This is a genomic window from Terriglobales bacterium, assembly GCA_035651995.1.
Lineage (GTDB): Bacteria > Acidobacteriota > Terriglobia > Terriglobales > Acidobacteriaceae > DASRER01.
In genome coordinates this window covers 70,172-92,328 of the sequence record DASRER010000046.1, presented here as the reverse complement: position 1 = coordinate 92,328, position 22,157 = coordinate 70,172, and the positions used below count along the sequence as shown (strand labels likewise).

Sequence of the window (22,157 nt, the reverse complement as noted above, 5' to 3'; positions counted from 1 at the left end):
AGAAAATGTTGGAAATGCTCCTCAATCCGGATTATCTTCGCCATCGGGTGTAGGTCTCCTTTCCAGGAACGGCTTCGCTTGCTAGGCAAAGCCAACTTACACCCTCTCGCTTTTTACACAATCAACGTTACGTCACCCGCTGCTGGCGCGGCCGTCAGGTTGACCATCCCCACGCCGCAGCTTAGAATCGAACTCGAACACTGCCCGGCGCGCCATTTTCCGCGGTACGCTCCTGTGGCTGCGCGCTGCCCCCTCGTTCAATGGTAGGACAGCTGACTCTGGATCAGCATATCGGGGTTCGAATCCCTGGGGGGCAGCCAAACTTTTCAATCACTCGCTAGTTCACTCTTCCGGTCGTGTCCGACCTGTGCCCCAAAACGTGCCCTGAAATTTGCCGCGCATTGATTGCCTCGCGCACGACATTCAATTCAGGGTGCTGGTACGTCATGGCCGTCTTCACATCCGAATGGCCCATCGCGTTTTGACATTCCACTCTCGCGCCTTGGATTTGGGCCGCACGTCGCGTCGCGACGAGCTCAGGGATGGGCAGTTGCCCTTCAACCATAGGTACACACCTCTGCAGAAGACTTCGGATTGATCGGAGGAATGGCTAAGGGGAATGGGAGAGGGAAATGGGTTAAAGGAAGGGGCTGCGCGATGCCTTTAACCGAGAATCTCGCGAGACATTCACCGTTTTTGTCAGACGCCAAGCGTGGTCCGCAGGTCCTTCATCAGCAGCATGAGGTGCAGTTCCAGGCCGGGGCAACTCTCGAATCCGTACTTGCGGTAGAAGGCAGCGGCTTCGGCGTCAATGGCGTGCACTAGGACAGCACGGCCACCGATGATCTCCGCCCCCGCGTATGCGCGCTGCAATGCGTCTTTCAGCAGAGCAGAGCCAAGCCCTTGGCCCTGCTCTGCCTTGTCAATGGCGAGACGCGCGAGCAGCACGATGGGAACCGGCTCTGGGGCCGACTTGCGTGCCCGAACAGCCGCTTCCTTTCTTGAGACGCTGCCAGGAGCAAGCGAGTAGTAGCCCACGACCTTCCGATTTCGATGAACGACGTAGGTGCGCGTATCTCCGCTCGACTGATTCATGCGCGCAAAGCGCTTGAGCCAGTCGGTTAGTGAGACATGCTTGCCGCAGTCAAAATCACTCACGTCGTGATCAGAGGTCAGCAATTCGACCGCTGAAAGAGGCGGCTTTGTTCGCGATTCGTTCAATCAGCGCTCAAGAACCGACTTCTGTGCGAACAGTTTCTGCAGGGAGGGGATGACCTTTGCAGGCCGGTCGAGCGCGTCCGCGAACCGGGCAAACTGGGCGGGAGCGAGTTCGAAGTGTTTCTGGTCAGCCAGAGCCACTTCGGCGGCGGCACATGCGCTTTGCACAATGAAGCGGGTCACCTTCTCGCCTCTTTTCTCCGCTCCAAGCCGGATCAGGCGCTCCTCAGCCGCCGATACACGGAAGTTGATCCTCTCCGATTTCGCCGTCGACCGCTTCTTAACCGCTGTCGCCATCGTCTACTCCTGTATGTACAATGTGCGTACAAACGTAGATGCTACCTCAGCGGCCTAAAGTTGTCAATTTTCCTGTGCCATCACTGTGTCATGCGCTCCGAGTCCCTATGCGCCAACACGCGATTTTTCGAAACTTCGAACGCGGCGCTTCCGTGCGGGCTTGCGGTTACGCAAGTGACTGAATTAGAACGGCGTTGCCATGAATTCGGCCTCGGCTGACTCGTAACTCTGGATCAGCATATCGGGGTTCGAATCCCTGGGGGCAGCCAAGTCCCTGCAAGACCCGTGGTGCCGCCGGCTGGCCACTCGGTCTCGTCGCACAGGGTGGCGCAGCCGACCTCGTAAAAAACCGCCTCTTTCTGGTCAGCGCAAGAGCATTGCCGTAGCGCGGCAACTCACTCCGCCCACTCGCTCTCGATCTTCGGCGGCTTCAGCAGCGTCTGCATCACCACGCAGTACTGTTCGGTTTTTTCCTGCAGCGCTTTCCGCTGCTCCGCGGTCGCCTGCGGCGCCCGGATGTCGAACTTCACCCGGATGCTCCCGAATCCCACCGGCACTTCCTTCGACATGCCCAGTGTTCCCCGCAGGTCCAGGTCGCCGTCCACCCGCACATCGATGCTTTCCGTCGGCACGCCCATCGCTGCTGCCACCATCTGGCACGTAATCTGCGCGCATGCCGCCAGGGCGCCCAGCAGCAGGTCGCCGGAGCAGGCGCCGCTGCCCGCGCCGCCCACGCCCTGGTGTGCCTGCGCCTGGTAGATGGCGCGGCCCAGGTCCACTGAGCAGGCAATCGGCGCAGCCGTCTGCGAACCGCGCGCGGTCAGCGTGATGCGGGAGCTGTTCGGGTCCTGCCGGTAGCGGTCCTTCAGCGGGCGCTGCAACGATCGAATGTCCATATCCCCTCGTAGTTACGGTATTCTAAAACGCGGCTCATCAGGGTGCCCTGCCCCAGGCCCAGCGCCGCTGGTCCGCCGACCCAACCCGGACATGAATCCGCCGCTCACTCCGGCCGTAGCCGCGTCCGCCTTGTCCCCGGGGACACGCTTCGGCGCCTACGAAATCCTCCAGGTCCTCGGCGCCGGAGGCATGGGCGAGGTTTACCGCGCGCGCGATCTCCGCCTCGGCCGCGAAGTCGCCATCAAGACCATCTCGCTTGACCGCCACTCGCTTCCTGATGCGCTGCAGCGCTTCGAACAGGAAGCGCGCTCCGCCTCCGCGCTCAATCATCCAAGGTGATTTCGGCGCTGCGCGCTCCTACGACGACGAGGCGCTCGCCAACTCAGGCCTCAAGGCGTGGATGGAAGGCTGGGCAATGCCGGTCGAGCGGGCGGTGGTGGAAGCGCTCAGCGATGAACCTGCGCCCTGAACTCGCCCTGATCAGCCCGCCGTGCCCGGATCGATCAGCCGCCGCACTGCCGACACGCGGTTCGCCGGAAAGCCGCCGCGGCGCGCGTGCTCGCGAACGGTTTCCTCGTCCGGCGCCAGGTAGACGCAATACACCTTGTCGCCGGTTACGTAGCTGTGCAGCCACTTGATCTCCGGGCCCATCTCCTTCAGAACGGCATTGGATTTCTTCGCTACCGCCTGAAGCTCGGCCTCCGACATGTTGCCGGCGCCCGGAATCTCTCGCTCGATTACGAATTGCGGCATGGCGTTTTCACCAGCCGTCATCGTAGCACTCTTTCCGCAACCTGCGCTCGCCGCCCCCGGGGGTTTGCGGGCCCGCTTTACGGCGACGTCGCGGCGGACGCCCACGACTGGCGTGGCGCGGACGCCCTCGTCCCCGTTCTGGCGCAACGATGCAGCTCGAGAACTCTGCTGAATTTGGCTTGAGTCATCCTGAGCGGAGCGCGAAGCGCGGAGTCGAAGGGTCCCTGCCCCTACGCCGCTCATTGCGCGAGCACGACCCCGGGTAGTACGGCGCCCTCGCCCAAGCATGCACTATTCCGGATCGTAAACCGCGCTCCGGTATCCCTGCTTTCGCGCCTGCTCCTGGATCTCCGCCAGGGCGGTTCGCTGTCGATTGAGTTCTGCCTGAAGGACCTCGCGCTCCGCTGCAAGCCGCTCCGGTCGGTCGCAGTACTCCTTGTAGGGTGAGAAGTAGATCGCTTGTGATCTGGCGCAGAATCCAGGCCCAGGATCGCCCATACCGGTTCCGTGGAGCAGCACTCGTTGTCCGACGGGCACATCCCCGAGCTTTTCTGAGGGGTCGATCTGCCGGCCGATCTCATCGATCCGCGCCTGCAGTTCTTTGATCCGCTGTTTGTAGGCAAGAACCTTCGCGCGCAGCTTCTCTGCCGCCGCGCTCCGCTGCGACGCGGCTCCGCTTCCCGGCTGTCCGCCGTCGGGCTCTGCCGCGTCGCCCCGCTTTGCCGGCGCCACGTCGTCATTTGTGAAGACGTGCCGCGCCGAGGCTGCTTCCGTCTCCCTGCGCGAGCGCTCCTGGCGCGCCATTTCGGCAAGTGACTGCGCAGAGGCCGCTGTTCCGCAACTCGCAACGATAAGCACGCTAATCAGAACAGATTGCATTGGTAAATACCTCGCAGCCTTGCGCCGGTGAGTCTACCTCACCCACCGCCGTTCCACCTCGTGCTCCGGCGTGTCCGTCTGGTGCTCGCGATGCGAGTTCACCAGCCGCCGCCGCAGGCTCCGCAGCGCCTGCTGCACCGCGCTCTTCGAAAGCCCGGTCTCGCGAGCGATATCGTCTTTGTCGCCGCCGACGTGAAGCGCACCTGCGACGAGCTCAAATCCAGGGGCGTGCAATGCCTGCAGCCGCCCAAAAACCAGCACTGGGGCGGGCACGCCATCCTGAAAGACAGTGAACGAAGTCCCGTGCTGGTGGGAACCTGGACGCGCCCCCGAACTACAGCGGCGAGCCGCTGCCCAGGCAAGTAGACGAGCTTCCGCCGGCGTCGTAGCGGACGGCCCCGCCCTGGTCCGAGCAGAATGCACGCACGCCGCTCTGTCCGATCGAGACCGGCGTCGCAGTGGACTGAAATGTTGCGTTCACCGTCGACGATCCGCCGGCCACACAGTTGGTGAACGCGAAGGTATAACCCGCCTTGTAGCCGCTGGCCAGGCCGGCATCAATCAGGCCGGCTGCATTCGACGTGGCCAGGCCCGAACCCGCCGGCGGCCCCATATCCCCGATATTGCAGGTAAACCCGTACTCGGGATAGGTGTTGGCGTAGGTTGTTTCCGCGGTGCCCAGCGCCCTGATCGACGCCACGGCCGACGCTTCATTGGCCGCCATGTGCGCCCGCAGCATGTTGGGAATGGCAATGGCAGCAATTACCAGGATGACGGCCACCACGATCAGCAGCTCGATCAGTGAAAACCCGCGTTGCTGGCCAAGTTTCGCCATGGGCATCCCCCTTGCCCTTGATGGCAAAGATAGCCGGGACCCTATGGCGTGACAAGATGACTTCTGTAATCCATCTTTACCGACTCAGTACTTTCAGCGGTTGATCGCGCAGCCCGCCGCAGGTTCGGTAGATGTCTTCTCCGGCGGGCGAGGTCGAAGCTGCTCGCCCGGCTTGCGCCGGTAGTACCTGGCCGAAGGATGCGGCTGGTTATCGTAGATAACCATGGAAGGCGGCGGGCTCAATCGGCAGCCGCCTGTGCCTCCAGCTCGTGCCCCTCGCCCAGCGTGTCCTTCTCGAACAGCACTGAGACGAAGCGCCACACAACGATCGGCAGCATGACCATGCATCCCACTACCCCGATGACAAACATGTAGGTAATCACCTTCAGAAGGAAATCCAGCACAAACCCTCCCGCATGTACAAGAGCAACGGCGCCGTTGCGCAAACGCGCAGCGCCGCCGGCAGGCGGTTGACGCCACCGGGCACAGGACCGTGCCCGGACATCAGCTCAGGGTTGTGCGATTAGCAGAGGCGCGTGCAGGTCAGGTCGAGCACATCGCGGCCGTGCAGCAAGCAAACTGGCTCGGCGACGCGTGCGCTCGTGCTCACGCGCGAGAGGGCAAGCGCCAGCAGCGCCAGGGCGAAAATGCTCACCGCCGGGGCCGCCTGTTTGCTCTTGTACACCGCGATGGGTGTAGGCGCGAGCGGAAAAACCGTGGCGAAAAAAACGCCGAACGCCGCCACCAGGACGATGGCATTGCGGTAGCGCGGCTGCAAAGCGCCCTTCACAGCGCAAATTCTATCTGAGAAGTGAGGACCGGGAACTGAGAACTTGGGCTACTGCGTCACGCTCACCGTCGCCGGCGGACTCTGCTGCCCACCCGCCTGCGCAACCACCGTGACCACGCCGGGCGCAACCCCGGTCAGCAGCCCGTTGGAATCGATGGTCGCCACGCCCGCGAAGCTCACGCGCCACGTGATGGGCACGCCCGCCAGCGTGTTGCCGCCGGCATCCTTCGCCGCCGCCGTGAACTGCTGCGTTGCGCCCACCTTCACGCTGGCCGTCTGCGGCGCAATCGTCACCGACGCCACCGGCGCCACCACCGTCATGGTTGAGTTGGCGCTGGTCACCGTCGCCACCGTCGCCGTGATCTGCGCCGTCCCTGTCGCGATCGCCGTCGCCACGCCGTCCTGGTTGATCAGCGCAATGCCCGGCGCACTCGACGTCCATGTAAACGTGCCTGCCGCGATGGGGTTGTTCGAGCCGTCGAACGCCTGCGCAAAGAACGCCTGCGTGCCGTTCACCGGCACGGTGATTGCCGTCGGCGTGACCGTTACCTTGCTCACGCCGAGCGGATTGTTGTTCACGGGGGTGCTCGACTTGCCGCCGCAGCTCATCATGGCCACCGCGAGCAGCAACAACGACGCCAGCAGCAGCGCGACGCGCGGCAACCGGCCGGGACCCTCGGAGATGACGTTACGCATGGATGGCGACGCTCCCGCACTCAGAACGGGCCTGCGTCGCCGGGTTGCGGCGCGCCGCCCTATTCACATCAGCAGAAACTCTCGCGGGAGAATCAAGTTTCACCCGGACGTGGAATTCCGTCAACTCGGGAAGGAAGCGCTCGAGCAGGTTTCAGTCACAGGCGCCGCCGCTCATGGCCGTCCGGACGCTCGTTCCGCCTCCGTTCACGGCCATCGGGACGCGCGGAGCGCCGTCGCTCCGGCGGTCCCGGCTGCCACACCACCTCCGCCGGGCACTGATGCAGCTGCTCCACGATGAGAAGATTTTTTTCCACCGGGCTCGCCCCGAGGCGGACGTGACACTCGGTGCACACCACCTCCAGCAGCCTCCCCATGCCCACCGGAAACCGCCGGAACCAAACCATGCCGTCTTGGATGCTGAAACTCGGGTACTCACGCTCCCGCCTAAGGTTCTGCGGCGAATTCCGGTTGTCGCGGCCGGCCAGCCCCGAGCATCGTCGTTCCCTGCTGCCGGTTGACCTCAATCCGCCCCAGCTACTACCATTTAGTTAGGCGATGGAGTTCCGCCCTTAACCGCCCCACAGAGTCCCCCGGGGCTGATGACTCCTACCCATTTCTGAGTAGGAGTTCTCCATGATCGAGAATCTCGCGTATCTGTCTGCCGGCGCCGTCCTGGGCGCGCTCGCCCGCTTCGCCTTCACTCACTTTTCCTCCGAATTCTCGCGGCACCACGGATTTCCCGTCGGCACGCTGCTGGTGAACGTGCTCGGCTGCCTCATCGTGGGCTACGTGCTCACCTGGACTGCCGACCACGATCACGACCGCTGGCGCCTCCTCGCCGCCACCGGCTTCTGCGGCGCCTTCACTACTTTTTCCGCCTTCGCCTACGAGAGCCTCGCCTACTGGCACGCCGGGCAACTCCGCGAGTTTTTTCTCAACGTCGCGTTGAACAACGTGCTTTCGCTGCTTGCCGTGGTCGCCGGCATCGCGCTGCACAATCGGCACGCCGGTTGATCGCGCGGGCCGGCGAGTCGAATCCCGCGATGCGGTGTTTATAATGGCGCCAAGCTCCTGATCATCACTTTCAGCCACTCGTCCGGGTCCCGGCGTGAAACGAAAAAAGCGCAAGCCAGCCGCAAAGAAGGCGCGCGTCGTCAAGCTGTCTCCGGAGTCCCCGGCAGCGCGCGACGAAGGGCCGCGCCTCATCCCGCTCCCGCCCGGCCGTGCCGCCGAACACCCCACCCTGCAGAAGTTCTACGACTTGGCCGACGTCGCGCTCGGCCGCAGGGGCGGCACACGCAAGCCCTGACGCCGCGCCGCCGCCCGCATTGACCCGCTGCTGCCTTCTCCGTAACATGCCTCTCCCATTGCGAAACCGCCTGTGTGGCCGCGATTTCTCCTTGTCCCGCCGGGGGATGATGCGGGAAGGCCGCGCGCAGGTGTCATCCTGAGCGCAGGCGGCCCGTTGCGCGCGGGCCGCCGAGTCGAAGGGTCCCTGCCCATGCTCTGCTCACTCGGCAGGCGATCCTCAGCGCCAAAATAAACTTCAAGCATCAGGTCCGATTCTTCCACGTATGACCCTGTTGCGCAGCCACTTGCTCTCGAGGGTCATCCTGTTTACTCTCCTGGTTCCTGTCCTTCCTCCCGCCGCCGCCGCCACGCAACAAAACTAAAATTCTGCTCCTCACCGCCGCGCTCCACGCGTCGGCGATGGGACCTCCGGACCGCAGTCCGGAAAGGCGGCCCCCGAGCGCCTGCATCGCAACAAGACTTCGCCCTGGACAGAAGAACAGAAGAATAGGCGGATTCATGCGCCGCGTACCACCAGCCGCCTGGCACGGCTTTGTGTTGCTGGCCGTCGTGTTGTCGGCCGGCGCAGCTCACGCTGCGCTGGAAGACTCGGTCTTCGTGTACGACCTGTTCGCCGGCAAGCCCGCCTGCGCCCAAATCGAGCAGCGCCTCGCCGCTCTCGACCTCCGCCCGACGGTCCTGCTCAGCGTCGAGCAGGGCCCGGCGTTCATTCCCGCCACGCCCGAAGGACGCGAGCAGGTCGCCTGCGCCGTGCGCGCTCTGCGGCGCGGCAAGCATCACGTGAAGGCCATGCTTCTTCAGGACCCCGGCTTCCTCAAAGATCGTTCCGCTGCCGTGCAGCGCGTTCACGCCGCCGCCACCCTGCCCGGCATCGAAGGCCTGCTGATTGACGTGGAGCCCTACACCGATCCCGACTGGGACTGCGGCAAGCCGGAGGTACGCCGGCAGATCGCCGCCGGCTACGTCGACCTGCTGCGCACGCTGCGCAGCGTCGCCGACCCAATGCCCCTGGAAGCCGCCGTCGCCTGGTGGATGCCCGGCATGGAGGGCGTCCCCGAATTCGCCACGCCCCGGCTGGCCGACGCCGCCGACGGCCTCTATCTCATGCTCTACGGCGACGAGGGCGGGCCGCTGGTGGGCGCCACGGTCGCCGACGTCGCCGGCCGCATTCCCGGCAGCAGCGAGATGCTGCATCGCGCCCGCGTTTACTTCGCGCTCGCCCGTTACGAATCGCCGTCACCGGAGGCGCTCAATGAAACCATCGGCGGGCTGCGGCGCCTCTACGGCAAAACGCAGGGCTTCCGCGGCACCGCTGTCTTTCACGCCGGCAGCCGCTACAACGCGCGGCGCATGCGCATCCTCAGCGGCGTAGTCACCGACGCTGAAGGCAACCCGGTTCCCAACGCCCAATTGGAAATGGCCGGTGTAACCACGCGCGCCAACATCTGCGGACAATTCCTCCTTCGCGGCATGCAGCGCGACTCGGCGGAGCTGGTCGTCACCGCGCCTGGTTATCGCCGCGTGCTTCAGTACGTCCCGCTGCGCCCCGCCGGATATCAAACCGAAATCCCGCCCATCCGCCTCGCCATCGGCCCAACGTTCTCCGAGCGCCCGCAACTCCGCGGCGGAAACTGACAACCGGCGCCTGACAACCGGCGAACGCGTTTTCCACTGCACCATTTCCGGGTAATTGACGCCCAGCGACTTCCGTCCTATACAAGATGGGCTATGTCGGCTGGGCTTGAGAATCGTCCTGTAGTTCGGTTGCGTTTCGAATCCAGCCGTGAGGCCGCTCGCCACATCCTGAGCAGCGCCCGCACCGCCGAAGGCCATTTCCTGCCGGTGAACGCCGCCGAACTTGCCGCGCGCCTGGAAAGCGAAAACTTCTTCGTCAGCGCCTCCGACGCCGAAGCCCTCCTCCGCGAGCTGGCAGCCGACGGCGAAGCCGTGGAAATCGACGCCCTCGCCGGCTATCGCTGGATCGCCGTCGCTTAGCAGACAATGGACCGCAAGTGGTAGCGGCCGGCGCCCGCGCCCGCCGGCACGCGGCCACGAGCTTGAGGCCCGCTTCCCCCGCGCTCCCTGCTCCGTCCAACGTGTACACTGGTGCGCTCTCACAGAGGAGATTCCGTCGCATGAAGTCCTGTGTTTTGTTCCTGGTGTGCCTGCTTGCCCTGACCGCTGTCGCCCAAACTGCCGCTCCTGCCGCCACGCCGCCCAAAGAAACACCGGCCAGGGCGCTTCCCTACATCCCCAGCCTCGACACCAGCGCCATGGACCGCTCCGCCGACCCGTGCGTTGACTTCTACGCCTACTCCTGCGGCGGCTGGCAGAAGAACAATCCCATCCCGCCCGACCAGGCGCGCTGGAGCGTTTACGGCAAGCTCTTCAACGACAACCAAAGATTTCTTTGGGGAATCCTCGACGACCTCGCGAAACCCGGCGCCAAGCGCAGCCCGATCCAGCAGAAACTCGGTGACTACTTCGCCGCCTGCATGGACGAAGCTGCGATCGAGAAAGCCGGCCTCGCGCCGCTCAAGCCCGAACTGGACGCCATCGCCGCTCTCAACTCCAAGGGTGATCTGGCCGGGCTGCTCTCGCGCATGCAGCTCACCGCGGGGGCCGGCGGCTCAACCATGTTCGGCTTCGGCTCCAATCAGGACTTCGGCAACTCCTCCCAGATCATCGCTTATGCCGGCGCGGGCGGACTCGGCCTGCCCGATCGCGACTACTACACAAAAACAGACCCCAAGAGTGAGGAACTCCGCCAGAAGTACCTGGCGCACGTCGCCGCCATGCTCCAGCTCCTTGGCGACTCGCCTGACGCCGCCAAAAACGAGGCCGCCGCCATCATGCGCATGGAGACCGCGCTCGCCAAGGCGTCGCTGACGCGCGTTGAGCGCCGCGATCCCTACAAGCTCTACCACAAGATGTCGCGCGCCGAACTCAAGGCTCTCACGCCGTCTTTCAACTGGGACAATTACCTGAAGGCCGGCGGCCTCGACACGATTGACGTCATCAACGTCTCGCAGCCCGCCTTCATGAAGGAACTCGAGCAGCAGATCCAGTCCGCCTCGCTCGACGATTGGAAGGCCTACCTTCGCTTCCATCTGCTCAGCTCCAACGCGCCCTACCTCTCGTCAAAATTCGTCGACGCCGACTTTGACTTTTACAGCCGCACCCTCCGCGGCACCCAGCAGAATCGCCCGCGATGGAAGCGCTGCGTGTCGCTCGTTGACCGCCAGCTCGGCGAGGCCCTCGGCCAGGAATTCGTCGCTCGCACCTTCGGCCCCGACCTGAAGGCCAAGGCCCTGCTCATGACCAGGCAGATCGAGCAGGCCATGGAGCAGGACATCAACCAGCTCACCTGGATGGGCCCGCAAACCAAAGCGCAGGCGCTCGCCAAGCTGCACGCCACCGCCAACAAGATCGGCTATCCCGACAAGTGGCGCGATTACAGCTCCGTCGTCATCAAGCGCGACGATTTCCTCGGCAACGTGCACCGCGCCGGAGAATTCGAGTCGCGCCGCCAGCTCGCCAAGATCGGCAAGCCCCTCGACCGCGGCGAGTGGGGCATGACGCCGCCCACCGTGAACGCTTACTACAACCCGCAGATGAATGACATCAACTTCCCCGCCGGCGTGCTCCAGCCGCCCCTCTACGATGCCAGGCTCGACGACGCGCCCAACTACGGCAACACCGGCGGCACCATCGGTCACGAGCTGACCCACGGCTTCGACGATCAGGGCCGCCAGTTCGATGCCCAGGGCAATCTGCGCGACTGGTGGACGAAGGAAGATGCCGCCGAATTCAACAAGCGCGCCCAGTGCATCGTCGATCAGTACGCGCAGTACGTCGTGGTGGACGACATCAAGATCAACAGCAAGCTCACCGAGGGCGAAGACGTCGCCGATCTCGGCGGCCTCATCCTTGCCTGGATGGCGTGGAAGGAGCAGACCAGGGACCAGCAGCTCACCTCGCGAGACGGCCTCACGCCCGAGCAGCGCTTCTTCGTCGGCTACGCGCAGTGGGCCTGCGAAAACGATCGCCCCGAAAACCAGCGCCTCAACGCCGCCACCGACCCGCACTCGCCCGGCAAGCACCGCGTGAACGGACTGGTGGTGAACATGCCGGAATTCGAAAAAGCGTTTTCCTGCAAGGCCGGCCAGCCCATGGTCCGCGAGAACCGCTGCCGCGTCTGGTAGGCCGGGGTCTCACACGAAAATCACAAAGGTTGCGCGAAGGCACGCATCCAGCCGGGCCTTCGTGCGCACTTTGTGTGAAAGGTTCTCAGCTTTTGTTTCGCGCCGCCGGCGATCTTTACAATAGGACGATGCTTCACCTCGTCCTCCCCGTCGGCCCGCTCCAATGCAACTGTTCCATCATTGCCGCCGAGCAGTCTCGCGAAGCCATCGTCATCGACCCAGGTGACGAAATCGAGGGAATCCTCGCCCTCATCCGCGAGCACAAGCTGACTGTCCGCCAGATTGTCATCACCCACGCGCACATCGACCACGTCGGCGGCGCCATGAAGCTCAAGCAGGCCACCGCCGCGCCCATTCTGCTGAACCAGAACGACCTCGCGCTGCTCAGGATGCTCGATGTGCAGGCCGCATGGGTCGGCATGCGCTCGCCCGGCAAAGTGGAAATCGACGCCAGCCTCGCCGAGGGCGACGCCATCCGCGCCGGCTCCATCGTGGGCACGGTCATGCACACCCCTGGACACACCGAGGGCAGCGTCTGCCTCTACATTCCCGCGGAAAAACTTCTGCTCGCCGGCGACACGCTCTTCGCCGGCAGCATCGGCCGCACCGATCTGCCCGGCGGCTCGCTGCCCGCCATCCTGCGCTCGCTGCACACCCGCGTCCTCGCCCTGCCCGACGAAACCGGCGTCATCCCCGGCCACGGCCCGGCAACGACGATCGGCAAGGAGCGCGCAACCAATCCATTCCTGACAGGAAAAATCGCCGGCCAATACGCGCGCGAGTGAAAAGTGGATAGAGATCGTGGACAGTGAATCAGAAACGGCGGGCAATTGGACCCCTCTCTCCCCCGGGTCATCCTGAGCGCAGCGAGCCCAGACCGCGTGGCGCCGACGCCCCCGTCCGCGCAGTCGCGGAGCGACGCCATTCGCTGGCCCAGCACGTGAGCGCTGGGAGAGCAGCATCAAGTCCGAGCGCGTAGGGGCGACGCTACCCAACTACCCGCAACACCCGCTTCATCCCCTCCGCAAACGCTGCAACCGGCGCAATCAAGCTGACCACCAGAAATCCTTCCCGCTGAAAATCATAAAAATGCCCGGGATGCGCCAGGACCCCCTCGCGCCGGACCAGTTCCACCGCCAGGTCGTCATCGTTGCCCACTGCCGGCACGCGCAACACCGCATACCATCCCGCTTCGACGTTGAGTCGCGAAACCGGTTTCTGCGCCCCCAGCTGCCGGTCCAGTTCGGCCAGGTTTCGCGCGACGCGCGCCTGGATCTGCTCGTTTACGCGCTGCGCCAGAAGCACCGGCAACGCGTGCTGCACCGGCGCGTTCATCGAGAGAAAGGTGTCGGCAATGACCTCCAGCCGCGCGGTCGCGGCCGCCACCAACTCCTGCGGCCCCGACGCCGCCACCCACGCCGCCTTCATCTGCGGCAGGGCCGCAATCTTCGAGAGGCCGCTCAGCACGAACGTGAGCGCCTCCGCATTCCCGGCAAAGCTCGTCCGCGCCGGGCCATCATGCGGATAATCCAGAAACACCTCATCTGCCACCAGCGCCAACCCGCGCTCGCGACAGAGTGCATTCAGCGCATCGCGCTCGCCCGCGCTCACATACGATCCGGTGGGATTGTTGGGATGCACCAGCATCACCGCGCGCGTGCGCGGCGTAATCGCCTGCTCCAGCGCGTGCAAATCAATTTGCCACCCGTGGTCGTAGACCAGCGGATACCGCACCAGCCGCACGTTGTCGAGCGCCGCCAGAAAATCGAACAGCGGATAACTCGGACTCGGCGCCAGCACCTCGTCGCCCGCATCGCACAGCAGTCGAAACAGGTGCGAATGGCCTTCGCTTGTGCTGGTCGTAAGAAAAATCTGCTCCGAAGAAATCTCCGCTCCGCGCGCGGTGTAATACCCGGCCACCGCTTCCCGCGCGCGCGGCAGCCCGCGCGGCTCCGGCTCGTAGACGAGCGACTGCTGGTCACTCAAGGCCCCAAGGATCTCGCGCTCGTTGTACTGGAACCCGCAGCGCGTCGGGTTCGATTCGGTCAGGTCCAGAATCTCCCGCCCCGCCGCCCGCGCTTCCGCCAGCGCCGACGCCAGCCGGTTCGGCCCCAGGTCCCACGATGTGCGGGAGGAGAATTTCACTCCGGGAGTGTACCGGAATTGTCGAATTGCCAACCTGCGGACTGCCGCATCGAAAGCTGCCCGCGCACAGGTTTTTCAATTCGGCAGTTTGGCAGTTCCGCAATGCGGCGGTTACAGGTAGCTCACCCACCACGCACGATGCGTCCGCTTGCACTCGGCCCACCACCGGCACGGGAAGTACAGGATGACGAGCGCCGTCAGCCACAACAGGTCCACCGAAGCCAGCCGAGGCGCGATCGCCACGAGCTGCGCCGCCCCGCCCACCTCAACCACCGGAAACGGCCTGACTTCCGTTGCCATCCTCGTGCCTCGTTCACCTCGAGTCTATGCGAACCTGAGCGCCCACGCCCCCTGAAAAACACACCGGCGAGGCATGACGTTTCTGCATGCCCCGCCGACGTTGCTCTGCTCAAATTGAGCGTTCCGCCAAGACGTCTGGTCCGCGTCTTCGGCACGGCCTAAAAATGTAACGAAAGTACCCGGATGGAAAGGAACTCACAATCCAGAGTAGCCCCTAGTACTCACGCGTTCGTGCTAGGGCAGTTACCTGATTCGGATTGGGACGATGTAGCGGCGCGCGCCCTCGCCCGCCGGCGCCGAGCCACAACTCTCAGACCAGAATGACAGCGCGAAGGGGCCCGCCAGCCACTAACGACGAACGACCAAAAAAATCAGGGACGCCCTCAGGCGCCCCTTCGCAATACCGACCGCGACTACGCTACGCGACGTGAAGCAATCCCCCGTTGACCTCCCCGTAGGGCGGCAGGGTGCTATACGACTGTCCGGCGGCCGCTGATGAGCTGGAAGATCAACGCAATCACTGCCAGCACCAGCAGAATGTGAATGAATCCGCCCAGGGTGTAGCTGCTCACCACTCCCAGCAGCCATAGAACTAACAGGACGACAAACAGGGTCCACAGCATAAGCACTCCCTCCCACCGACTCCGGGGTTCGTACCGCTACACAGTTCGGTGCGCCGCCAGCAGCGCGGGTTGTCACCCCAGGGCCTGGGCCACGCTCAAAACCGCCCGCGGAATTCCCTCCTGCGGACAACCATGCCATGCCCTCCTTTGGGCAACCGCAGCCGGGTAGCTGCCGCCCTGCTCCGCCCTGTAAGCTGTGTCCTTCATGGCCTTGCGCGTCGCCATCCAGGGAGAGCTCGGCTCGTTCAGCCACGCCGCCGCCGGGCAAATGCTGCCCGGCTGCTCCGTCGTCCCATGCGCCGTCTCGCTCGACGTCTTCAACGCCCTGCGCGCCCGCCGCGTCGATGCCGCCGTGATCCCCATCGAGAACACGCTCGCCGGCCCCGTCAGCGAGCACTACGACCTGCTCCTCGAGCGCCCGGTCTTCATCCAGCGCGAATTCCGCCTGCGTATCGAGCACAACCTGCTCGCCGCCCCCGGCGTGAAGCTTGCCGGCGTCCGCCGCGTGCTCTCTCATCCCGTCGCGCTCGCGCAATGCCGCGACTTTTTCAAGCGCCACCGCAACATCGAACCGGTGCCCTTCTACGACACCGCCGGAAGCGTGAAGCACGTCATGGCCCGGCAGCTGAGCGACACCGCCGCCATCGCCGGACGCGCGGCCGCCCGCGAATACGGCGCGCGCTTCCTGCTCCGCGGCATCGAAGACGACAAGCAGAACTTCACCCGCTTCTACCTGGTGCTGCGGGCCGGCAGACCGCTCCCCCGCGCCAACAAGACTTCGATTGCGTTTTTCCTGAAGAACCAGCCCGGCGCCTTGTACCGCGCGCTCAGCGGCTTCGCGTCGCGCGGCATCAGCCTCAGCAAAATCGAATCGCGCCCCGTTCGCGGACGCCCCTGGGAGTACGTCTTCTTCGCCGACTTCCTCCGCGGCGACGACCGCGAATCCCGGGCCGCGCTCCGCGATCTCGCCCGCGCCGCCCAGCGCGTCAAGCTCCTCGGGGTTTACCCCGAAGCGAAATGAACGTACACCGCGTGTACGCAGGCTGGGCGTGCCTTGGGCGCCTTTGACCCTAATTCTTTATCCAACCGATGACCGGATCGGCTGGGCTTCCTGCGTGCCCTTCGTGGTCGCGGTTGAACTTCTGCCAACCACCGACGGCCGGAGACCAACCAGCCTTTATAATCCCGCTCCCGTGCCCGGACCGCTTCGCATCGCCATCGACACCGGCGGAACCTTCACCGACTGCCTGACCTTCGATCAAGGCCGGCTCCGCATCGTCAAGCTCTTCTCCACCCCGCGCGACCCCTCGCGCGCCATCGTCTCCGGCGCGAAGAAGCTGGCCGCCGGCCGTCCAATCCTCCTGCTCCACGGCACCACGGTCGGCACCAACACACTGCTCGAGCGCAAGGGCGCCCGCGTCGCCTTCATCACCACCGCCGGTTTCGAAGACACCATCGAGATCGGCCGCCAGGCCCGCCCGCGCCTCTACGACTTCTTCTTCGACCGCATTCCGCCCCTCGTCCCCGCCGAACTCCGCTTCGGACTCGCCGAGCGCACCGGCCCTGACGGCCGCGTCATCATCCCGCTCCAGAACGCAGAGCTCGCCGCGCTGGTGAAGGCGGTCAAGGCCGCCCGCCCGCAGGCCATCGCCATCTCCCTGCTGTTTTCATTCGCGAATGCCGGTCACGAGCGCGCCGCCGCCCGCGCGCTCAAGAAGCTCGGCGTGCCGCTCTCCATCTCTCATCTGTTATTGCCGGAATTCCGCGAGTACGAACGCGCCTCCACCGTCGTCGTCAACGCGTACCTGCAACCGGTGATGCAGCGCTATCTCGAACGTCTCGCCGCACGGCTTGACGGCTTGCGTAGGCCCGGACGTCGCGTCCGGGCAGGCCGAGCGCAGCTCGGCAAAGAAACCCGCGTCTTCGTCATGCAGTCCTCCGGAGGCATTACCGCTCTCCAAGCCGCCGCCCGCGAGCCCGTCCGCACCGTCCTCTCCGGCCCCGCCGGAGGCGTGGTCGGCGCCGCCGCCATGGCGCGCCGCAGCGGATTCGACCGCATCATCTCCTTCGACATGGGCGGCACCTCCACCGACGTGGCCCTCGTCGACCGCGTCGCCCGCGCATCGTCGGAAGCCGAAGTCGCCGGTTTTCCCGTGCGCGTTCCCATGCTCGACATTCACACCGTCGGCGCCGGTGGCGGCTCGCTCGCCCGCTTCGACGCCGCCGGCGCGCTCCGCGTCGGCCCCGAATCGGCCGGCGCCGATCCCGGACCGATCTGCTACGGCCGCGGCGCCCAGCCCACCGTCACCGACGCCAACCTGCTCCTCGGCCGCATCTCCGCCGACCGCTTCCTCGGCGGCGACTTCCGCCTCCACCTCGCCCGCACCCGCCGCCTCACCGAAGCCTGGCTCCGGCGCTCGAAGCAGCGCATGTCGCTCGAGCGCTTCGCCGCAGGCGTCATCCGCGTCGTCAACGCCACCATGGAGAAGGCCATCCGCGTCGTCTCCATCGAGCGCGGATACGACCCCCGCGACTTCTCCCTCGTCGCCTTCGGCGGCGCCGGCGCCATGCACGCCTGCGAACTCGCCGCCGCCCTCGGCATCCCGCGCGTCATCGTCCCGCAATATCCCGGCGCCCTCTCCGCCTTCGGCATCCTCGTCTCCGACGTCGTCAAGGACTACTCCCGCACGGTCCTCCTCCGCGTCACACCGAAGCGCCTCGGCAACATCATCATCGGAAGCCCGGCAACGCCGGCCGCCGAAGTCCGCGCCGTCGGCTCGCAGCAGCTCCTCGCCAACAATGTCCAATCCGTCTTCGACGACCTCCGCGCCTTCGCCACTCGCGACTTCGCCTCCGAATCCTGGCGCGGCGACGTCGCGTTCGAAGCGTCCGCCGACCTCCGCTATCACGGCCAGGGATACGAACTCAACATCCCCATCGCGCGCGAGTTCAGCCTCGACCGCCTCTTCGCCGCCTTCCACGCCGAGCACCGGCGACGCTACGGATACAGCCGCCCCGAAAGCGACCTGGAAATCGTCACCCTGCGCCTTCGCGCCACCATCGCCTCCCCGCCACTCCGGCCGTCGCTGCGCACCAGCAAAGCAAAGGCGCCCCGCCTTCGCGGCGGCCGTATTGCCGCGAACGTGCGGAACGCCGCCCTCTTCGACGACAAGCGTTACCCAACCCCGATCCACGACCGCGACTCGCTCGCGCCCAACCGCACCTACCGCGGCCCTGCCATCATCACCGAGTACAGCGCAACGACCGTCGTCCCACCCGGCGTGCGCTTCCACCTCGACCACGCCCTGAACCTCATCCTCGAAACGAAACGATCGTAGAGACAGCTTGCTGCGTCTCCGCTTCCACGATCACTACCGCTCCAGCTGTCATCCTGAGCGAGCGCGAAGCGCGAGTCGAAGGATCCCTAGGTCCATCCAGAGTCGTCATCCTGAGCGAGCGCGAAGCGCGAGTCGAAGGATCCCTGGTCACCTACGAGCACGGCGAGCAGCGCTTCCAGGACATCACCGTTAACGGCCAGCCCGCAGCCAAGGACTACGCCGAACTCTCCGGCATGTGGTCCATCGGCGAGTTCGGCAACTACCTGCTTGTCCTGTTCGTGGAAACCAGCAAGACCGAATTCCGCTTTGCCAGGGAAGAAAGAATCCAGAACCGCTCCGCGCTCGCTTACGACTTCCGCGTCGACGCCGCCAACAACCGCAGCTACGAGGTGCGCGTCAACGGCGCCAGCTACTTCCCCGCCTTCGAAGGCCGCCTCTGGATCGACGCCATCACCGCCCACCCTCTGCGTCTCGAATTCCGCACTCCCGCGCTCGCCGCGAGCGGCGCGCAGCTCACGCGCTCCGAGTTGACCATCCAGTACGCCGACGTTCCGCTCGGCGACGGCACCACGTTCGTCCTTCCCATCGATTCGGAAACTCGTGCCTGTCGTCGCCGTCCGTCGCAGTGCTCACATAACCAGACCACCTTCCGCGGCTGTCGCAAGTTCACCGCCAAGTCCCGCATCCTTCCCGATTCTGGCTCCGCCCCGCCGCCCCTGCCTCCAACGCCTCCGGAATAGTTCGCGCCGCCTTGCGCCAGGGCTGCCGGTTTCGCGACGGAAAGCTCCTAGAAACGCGCCGCCAGTCCCACCCGAACCGCCCGCGTCGGGCCCGGTGAGATGTTGTTGTTATTGTCCGCGTTCAGGTAGTAGCGCCGGTCGAAAAGGTTCTCAACGTTCGCCTGCATTCGGATTCGCTCGGTCAGCGTCACGTAAAGGGCAGCGTCCGCTCGCACATATCCCGGCAGCCGCACCGTGTTGTCCGCCGCCGCGAACATGTCACTGCGCTGCACAATTCCCAGGCCGGCCCCGAGTCGCGGCATGATCCGGTACGTGTTCCACAACGAGAACGTGTGGTGCGGTGTCTGCGCCACCTGCGCTCCCACCGCCGCCGACGTCGTCGCCCCCGTGATGAACACGTCCTGGTAGGCGTACCCGCCGGCAATTCCCCACCGTCGCGTAACGCTCCCGCTCACGCCCGCCTCGAACCCGTTGCTCCGCGTGCTCCCGGTTTGCAGGATTCGCGTCGGATCGTTGGGATCGCTCGCCCGCGTGTTCGTGCGGTCCAACCGGTACACCGCCGTCGTCACCGCAAGATCGCGCAACAGGTTCCATTTCGCGCCGACCTCGTAGTTGGTGAACCGCTCCGGCTTCACCTGCTGAGTGATCACCGTCAGCGACGAGAACTGGTCGCCCGAACTCGGCAGGTACGACACGCTGTAGCTCCCATACACCGAGAGCGCGGCCATCGGCTTCAGCACCACGCCTGCACGCGGCGACACCAGCCGGTCCACCCGCTGCAGTTCCGTGCCCGTCCGGTTGTCGTGGAAGTTCAGGTCGAAGTAGTCGAACCGTACGCCGCCGAGCAGTTGCAGCCACCGCGTCACTTCCACCTGGTCCTGCCCGTACACCGCCCCCACCACCGTCGTCACGTGGTTGTTGGCGTCGGTCGAGCTCTGCCGAAACGTGACTGGCGTCGAGATCGCCGGATTCGACACCGGCGCCAGGATCGATGTCGCCGTGTTGCCGAAGAACCCCGTGTTGCGGAAGTTGTCCGTCAGTTGCCTTCCCAGTTCCACGCCGCCGAGCAGCGTGTGCTTCGCTTTGCCGCTCGAGGCGAGCCGCGTCACGTCCGTCTGGTTGAACAGGTTCCGCCGCTTCGTCGCATTGTTGTATGCGGAAAGCGCCGCCCGCGTCCCGTCCGGCGTCACCGCCCCCGGCACGAAGTTCTGATACCCGCGATCGTAGTCGCCGATCAGAAAGCGGTTCCGGACCACGAACGATCGCGCCACGTGCTCCACCCTCAGCGATCCCAGGTGCACCCGCGCTCGCACCCGGCTCTGGTCCGGGTCCCCGAAGTACAGCGATGCCGGCACATCCACCGGCAAACCGTGGAACGACGGAATGCCGCGGTCCGCCACCCGCCCGTCGTGAAAGTACTCATACCCGCTCGTGACCGTCGTGTTCTTCGTGACCTTCAGCCTCGCCGTCGGATTGGTCCCGTAGCGCTCCAGGCCCACAAACCGGCGGAAGCTGTCCGCAATTTCGTACATTCCATTCAGCCGCACCGCCAGCCGCTCGCTGATCGGCTGGTCCAGGTCCGTCGCAAATCGGCGATCGCCGAACGCCCCGCCCAGCAGCGTGAACTCGCGGACCGGCGCCGCGTCCGCTTCCTTCATCACCCGGTTGATCACGCCCCCGCCTCCGCCGCGCCCGAACACCATGGCGTTCGGTCCCTTCAATGCCTCCACTCGCTCCACGTTGTAAACATCGCGGTAGTACTGCACGTCGTCGCGCACGCCGTCCACGAAGAAATCGGCCGACGTGCTCTGCCCGCGTATCACCAGCTGGTCCCGATTGTTCTCACCCTGCACCGCTGTCACGCCCGGCACGTAGCGCACCACGTCGGCCATGCTCAGCATCATCTGCTCGCCCAGCTGCTTGCGGCCCACCACCGTCACCGACTGCGGGACGTCAACCAGCGCCGTCGGTGTCTTGGTTGCGCTCGTGATCGTCGCAATCTGCTCGCCGGCCGGTTCGGTCACCGTCACCGTCTCGCTCACCCGCGCCACTCGCAGCACGAATTCCCGCACTTCTGCGTCTGGCGGGCCGTTCCCCTCCAGCACCCACGACCGCGTCTCGAATCCTGCCGCGCTGATCCGCAGCGTGGTTCGCCCCGGCGCCGCCGGCGCCCGAAACTCCCCGGCCGCGTCGGTCACCGCCGTCCACTTTGCCGCCCCTCCACTGGCCGTGACCTGCGCGCCCTGGATCGCCGCGTGCGAGCTGTCCACCACCCGTCCGCAGACCGATTGCGCCATGGCTGCGGTCGCTGTCAGGCACACGCCGAACACGACGGGCGCCACCCGCCTGAACGACTTGCAACTTAGTTGCATCTGAGATAGCATGCTTTCGATTTAACGGGACTGCTCGCTTCGCTGTCAACGGTTCGGCCCAGATTCTGTTGCAAACAGGTTGCAACTACTTGCAACTCGTATCGTGGGCTTCTTTGGGCTTGTGATTGGTTTGGCCTTCGCCGGCCGCCAGCGACTGAACGTGGACCCTTATGCCTCTGCCTCAAACGGAAAGCCCCGGCGCCCTGCTCGGCGAACTCGTTCGCCGCGGCGTCCGCATGACGCGTCAGCGACGCGCCATCCTCGCCGTTATCGAAACCGCTCAGAAGCACCTCGACGCCTCACAGCTCCTCCGTCGCGCCCGTCGCCTCAACCCCAACGTCGATCGCGTCACCGTCTACCGTACCCTCGGCCTCCTCAAGCGCCACGGCCTCATTGACGAGCTCGATCTCATGCACGTGAAAGGCGAAGGCCACTACTACGAGCGCAAGATCGGCCGCGATCACCTCCACATGACCTGCCTCCGCTGCGGCGCCGTCGCCGAATTCGAAAGCACTCTCTTCCGCAAGCTCACCCGCTCGGTCGAGACAGAGTGCGGTTTCCACGTGGTCGTCGCCCGCCTCGAGATCGGCGGCTACTGCTCGCAGTGCCGCAAATGATTTGCTGGCGACGCTGCAGCCCGGGGCGTGCCCGCTCTTGTGCTCGATCCTCGCCGCGCCGGGCTTGCCGCTCACTGCCCTCGCAGCTCCCGGCGGTCACCATCCAGGTGCTATGGAGACAGGCGGCCCCGCCCGTGTGAT

26 protein-coding genes, 1 tRNA gene and 1 riboswitch are annotated in these 22,157 nt (G+C 65.2%); of the genes, 12 read left to right on the top strand and 15 right to left on the bottom strand.

Annotation, left to right across the window (positions count from 1 at the left end):
* The first annotated feature begins 246 nt into the window (after positions 1-246).
* A tRNA-Gln gene (locus VFA60_15765) sits at positions 247-320 on the top strand.
* A gap of 379 nt (positions 321-699) precedes the next feature.
* Here VFA60_15765 and VFA60_15760 read toward each other — a convergent pair.
* From VFA60_15760 to VFA60_15750, 3 genes are all read right to left on the bottom strand, one after another.
* A complete protein-coding gene (locus VFA60_15760; GenBank protein HZQ93249.1) occupies positions 700-1,221 on the bottom strand; it encodes a GNAT family N-acetyltransferase in 522 nt (173 codons plus the stop codon).
* The gene (locus VFA60_15755; GenBank protein ID HZQ93248.1) at positions 1,222-1,515 is read right to left on the bottom strand and encodes a DUF1778 domain-containing protein; all 294 of its coding nucleotides are present in this window, start codon (positions 1,513-1,515) and stop codon (positions 1,222-1,224) included.
* A gap of 395 nt (positions 1,516-1,910) precedes the next feature.
* Complete coding sequence (locus tag VFA60_15750) at positions 1,911-2,411, bottom strand: OsmC family protein (protein HZQ93247.1); 501 nt, start codon at positions 2,409-2,411, stop codon at positions 1,911-1,913.
* Positions 2,412-2,541: 130 nt separating this feature from the next.
* Between VFA60_15750 and VFA60_15745 the strand changes: the two genes are divergently transcribed.
* A complete protein-coding gene (locus VFA60_15745) occupies positions 2,542-2,751 on the top strand; it encodes a hypothetical protein (GenBank protein HZQ93246.1) in 210 nt (69 codons plus the stop codon).
* 141 nt (positions 2,752-2,892) lie between these two features.
* Here VFA60_15745 and VFA60_15740 read toward each other — a convergent pair whose 3' ends face one another.
* The 8 genes from VFA60_15740 to VFA60_15705 all read right to left on the bottom strand — a co-directional run bounded on the left by VFA60_15740 (position 2,893) and on the right by VFA60_15705 (position 6,769).
* Complete coding sequence (locus VFA60_15740; GenBank protein HZQ93245.1) at positions 2,893-3,186, bottom strand: DUF4242 domain-containing protein; 294 nt, start codon at positions 3,184-3,186, stop codon at positions 2,893-2,895.
* 270 nt (positions 3,187-3,456) lie between these two features.
* Positions 3,457-3,969 (bottom strand): hypothetical protein, encoded by a 513-nt coding sequence (locus VFA60_15735; protein ID HZQ93244.1) that lies wholly within the window; start codon positions 3,967-3,969, stop codon positions 3,457-3,459.
* 108 nt (positions 3,970-4,077) lie between these two features.
* Complete coding sequence (locus VFA60_15730) at positions 4,078-4,317, bottom strand: hypothetical protein (protein HZQ93243.1); 240 nt, start codon at positions 4,315-4,317, stop codon at positions 4,078-4,080.
* Between the two features lie 61 nt (positions 4,318-4,378).
* Positions 4,379-4,879, bottom strand: a complete 501-nt coding sequence (locus VFA60_15725) for a type II secretion system protein (protein ID HZQ93242.1) — start codon at positions 4,877-4,879, stop codon at positions 4,379-4,381.
* Between the two features lie 239 nt (positions 4,880-5,118).
* Complete coding sequence (locus tag VFA60_15720) at positions 5,119-5,283, bottom strand: hypothetical protein (GenBank protein ID HZQ93241.1); 165 nt, start codon at positions 5,281-5,283, stop codon at positions 5,119-5,121.
* 119 nt (positions 5,284-5,402) lie between these two features.
* Positions 5,403-5,669, bottom strand: a complete 267-nt coding sequence (locus VFA60_15715) for a hypothetical protein (protein ID HZQ93240.1) — start codon at positions 5,667-5,669, stop codon at positions 5,403-5,405.
* Positions 5,670-5,717: 48 nt separating this feature from the next.
* Positions 5,718-6,365: an Ig-like domain-containing protein gene (locus VFA60_15710; protein ID HZQ93239.1), complete on the bottom strand. Its 648-nt coding sequence runs from the start codon at positions 6,363-6,365 to the stop codon at positions 5,718-5,720.
* Between the two features lie 155 nt (positions 6,366-6,520).
* The gene (locus tag VFA60_15705; protein HZQ93238.1) at positions 6,521-6,769 is read right to left on the bottom strand and encodes a hypothetical protein; all 249 of its coding nucleotides are present in this window, start codon (positions 6,767-6,769) and stop codon (positions 6,521-6,523) included.
* Positions 6,770-6,907: 138 nt separating this feature from the next.
* A riboswitch (Fluoride riboswitch) is annotated at positions 6,908-6,981 on the top strand.
* A 17-nt stretch (positions 6,982-6,998) separates the two neighbouring features.
* Between VFA60_15705 and crcB the strand changes: the two genes are divergently transcribed.
* The 6 genes from crcB (at position 6,999) to VFA60_15675 (ending at position 12,666) form a co-directional block, all read left to right on the top strand.
* Positions 6,999-7,379, top strand: a complete 381-nt coding sequence (gene crcB / locus VFA60_15700) for a fluoride efflux transporter CrcB (GenBank protein HZQ93237.1) — start codon at positions 6,999-7,001, stop codon at positions 7,377-7,379.
* Between the two features lie 94 nt (positions 7,380-7,473).
* Positions 7,474-7,674, top strand: coding sequence for a hypothetical protein (locus VFA60_15695; GenBank protein HZQ93236.1), 201 nt, complete (start codon positions 7,474-7,476; stop codon positions 7,672-7,674).
* Positions 7,675-8,174: 500 nt separating this feature from the next.
* The gene (locus VFA60_15690; GenBank protein ID HZQ93235.1) at positions 8,175-9,311 is read left to right on the top strand and encodes a carboxypeptidase-like regulatory domain-containing protein; all 1,137 of its coding nucleotides are present in this window, start codon (positions 8,175-8,177) and stop codon (positions 9,309-9,311) included.
* A 129-nt stretch (positions 9,312-9,440) separates the two neighbouring features.
* Positions 9,441-9,671: a hypothetical protein gene (locus VFA60_15685; GenBank protein ID HZQ93234.1), complete on the top strand. Its 231-nt coding sequence runs from the start codon at positions 9,441-9,443 to the stop codon at positions 9,669-9,671.
* 140 nt (positions 9,672-9,811) lie between these two features.
* Positions 9,812-11,881: a M13 family metallopeptidase gene (locus tag VFA60_15680; protein HZQ93233.1), complete on the top strand. Its 2,070-nt coding sequence runs from the start codon at positions 9,812-9,814 to the stop codon at positions 11,879-11,881.
* A gap of 128 nt (positions 11,882-12,009) precedes the next feature.
* Positions 12,010-12,666, top strand: a complete 657-nt coding sequence (locus VFA60_15675; protein ID HZQ93232.1) for an MBL fold metallo-hydrolase — start codon at positions 12,010-12,012, stop codon at positions 12,664-12,666.
* Positions 12,667-12,868: 202 nt separating this feature from the next.
* Here the strand turns inward: VFA60_15675 and VFA60_15670 are convergent, their stop codons facing one another.
* The 3 genes from VFA60_15670 to VFA60_15660 form a co-directional block, all read right to left on the bottom strand.
* Entirely contained in the window at positions 12,869-14,026 is a 1,158-nt protein-coding gene (locus tag VFA60_15670) for a pyridoxal phosphate-dependent aminotransferase (protein HZQ93231.1), read from the bottom strand.
* Between the two features lie 111 nt (positions 14,027-14,137).
* Positions 14,138-14,326 carry a hypothetical protein gene (locus tag VFA60_15665; protein ID HZQ93230.1) on the bottom strand — a complete coding sequence of 63 codons (189 nt, stop codon included), beginning with the start codon at positions 14,324-14,326 and terminating at the stop codon, positions 14,138-14,140.
* Positions 14,327-14,796: 470 nt separating this feature from the next.
* Complete coding sequence (locus VFA60_15660) at positions 14,797-14,949, bottom strand: lmo0937 family membrane protein (protein HZQ93229.1); 153 nt, start codon at positions 14,947-14,949, stop codon at positions 14,797-14,799.
* A 205-nt stretch (positions 14,950-15,154) separates the two neighbouring features.
* Here VFA60_15660 and pheA point away from each other — a divergent pair, with 205 nt between their 5' ends.
* The 3 genes from pheA (at position 15,155) to VFA60_15645 (ending at position 19,027) form a co-directional block, all read left to right on the top strand.
* Positions 15,155-15,970, top strand: a complete 816-nt coding sequence (pheA, locus tag VFA60_15655; protein HZQ93228.1) for a prephenate dehydratase — start codon at positions 15,155-15,157, stop codon at positions 15,968-15,970.
* 172 nt (positions 15,971-16,142) lie between these two features.
* On the top strand, positions 16,143-18,287 hold the full coding sequence (locus VFA60_15650; protein ID HZQ93227.1) for a hydantoinase/oxoprolinase family protein: 2,145 nt from the start codon (positions 16,143-16,145) through the stop codon (positions 18,285-18,287).
* 233 nt (positions 18,288-18,520) lie between these two features.
* The gene (locus tag VFA60_15645) at positions 18,521-19,027 is read left to right on the top strand and encodes a hypothetical protein (GenBank protein HZQ93226.1); all 507 of its coding nucleotides are present in this window, start codon (positions 18,521-18,523) and stop codon (positions 19,025-19,027) included.
* Between the two features lie 47 nt (positions 19,028-19,074).
* Here VFA60_15645 and VFA60_15640 read toward each other — a convergent pair whose 3' ends face one another.
* Entirely contained in the window at positions 19,075-21,399 is a 2,325-nt protein-coding gene (locus VFA60_15640; protein ID HZQ93225.1) for a TonB-dependent siderophore receptor, read from the bottom strand.
* Positions 21,400-21,569: 170 nt separating this feature from the next.
* Here VFA60_15640 and VFA60_15635 point away from each other — a divergent pair, with 170 nt between their 5' ends.
* Positions 21,570-22,016: a transcriptional repressor gene (locus tag VFA60_15635; GenBank protein HZQ93224.1), complete on the top strand. Its 447-nt coding sequence runs from the start codon at positions 21,570-21,572 to the stop codon at positions 22,014-22,016.
* Positions 22,017-22,157: the final 141 nt, after the last annotated feature.

Coding starts and splice junctions, on each gene's coding strand:
- VFA60_15735 (HZQ93244.1), bottom strand. CDS start 3,969: ATGGCGCGCCAGGAGCGCTCGCGCAGGGAGACGGAAGCAGCCTCGGCG.
- VFA60_15640 (HZQ93225.1), bottom strand. CDS start 21,399: ATGCAACTAAGTTGCAAGTCGTTCAGGCGGGTGGCGCCCGTCGTGTTC.
- VFA60_15755 (HZQ93248.1), bottom strand. CDS start 1,515: ATGGCGACAGCGGTTAAGAAGCGGTCGACGGCGAAATCGGAGAGGATC.
- VFA60_15635 (HZQ93224.1), top strand. CDS start 21,570: ATGCCTCTGCCTCAAACGGAAAGCCCCGGCGCCCTGCTCGGCGAACTC.
- VFA60_15710 (HZQ93239.1), bottom strand. CDS start 6,365: ATGCGTAACGTCATCTCCGAGGGTCCCGGCCGGTTGCCGCGCGTCGCG.
- VFA60_15690 (HZQ93235.1), top strand. CDS start 8,175: ATGCGCCGCGTACCACCAGCCGCCTGGCACGGCTTTGTGTTGCTGGCC.
- VFA60_15680 (HZQ93233.1), top strand. CDS start 9,812: ATGAAGTCCTGTGTTTTGTTCCTGGTGTGCCTGCTTGCCCTGACCGCT.
- VFA60_15665 (HZQ93230.1), bottom strand. CDS start 14,326: ATGGCAACGGAAGTCAGGCCGTTTCCGGTGGTTGAGGTGGGCGGGGCG.
- VFA60_15675 (HZQ93232.1), top strand. CDS start 12,010: ATGCTTCACCTCGTCCTCCCCGTCGGCCCGCTCCAATGCAACTGTTCC.
- VFA60_15705 (HZQ93238.1), bottom strand. CDS start 6,769: ATGGTTTGGTTCCGGCGGTTTCCGGTGGGCATGGGGAGGCTGCTGGAG.
- VFA60_15725 (HZQ93242.1), bottom strand. CDS start 4,879: ATGGCGAAACTTGGCCAGCAACGCGGGTTTTCACTGATCGAGCTGCTG.
- crcB (HZQ93237.1), top strand. CDS start 6,999: ATGATCGAGAATCTCGCGTATCTGTCTGCCGGCGCCGTCCTGGGCGCG.
- VFA60_15740 (HZQ93245.1), bottom strand. CDS start 3,186: ATGACGGCTGGTGAAAACGCCATGCCGCAATTCGTAATCGAGCGAGAG.
- pheA (HZQ93228.1), top strand. CDS start 15,155: ATGGCCTTGCGCGTCGCCATCCAGGGAGAGCTCGGCTCGTTCAGCCAC.
- VFA60_15660 (HZQ93229.1), bottom strand. CDS start 14,949: ATGCTGTGGACCCTGTTTGTCGTCCTGTTAGTTCTATGGCTGCTGGGA.
- VFA60_15750 (HZQ93247.1), bottom strand. CDS start 2,411: ATGGACATTCGATCGTTGCAGCGCCCGCTGAAGGACCGCTACCGGCAG.
- VFA60_15645 (HZQ93226.1), top strand. CDS start 18,521: ATGTGGTCCATCGGCGAGTTCGGCAACTACCTGCTTGTCCTGTTCGTG.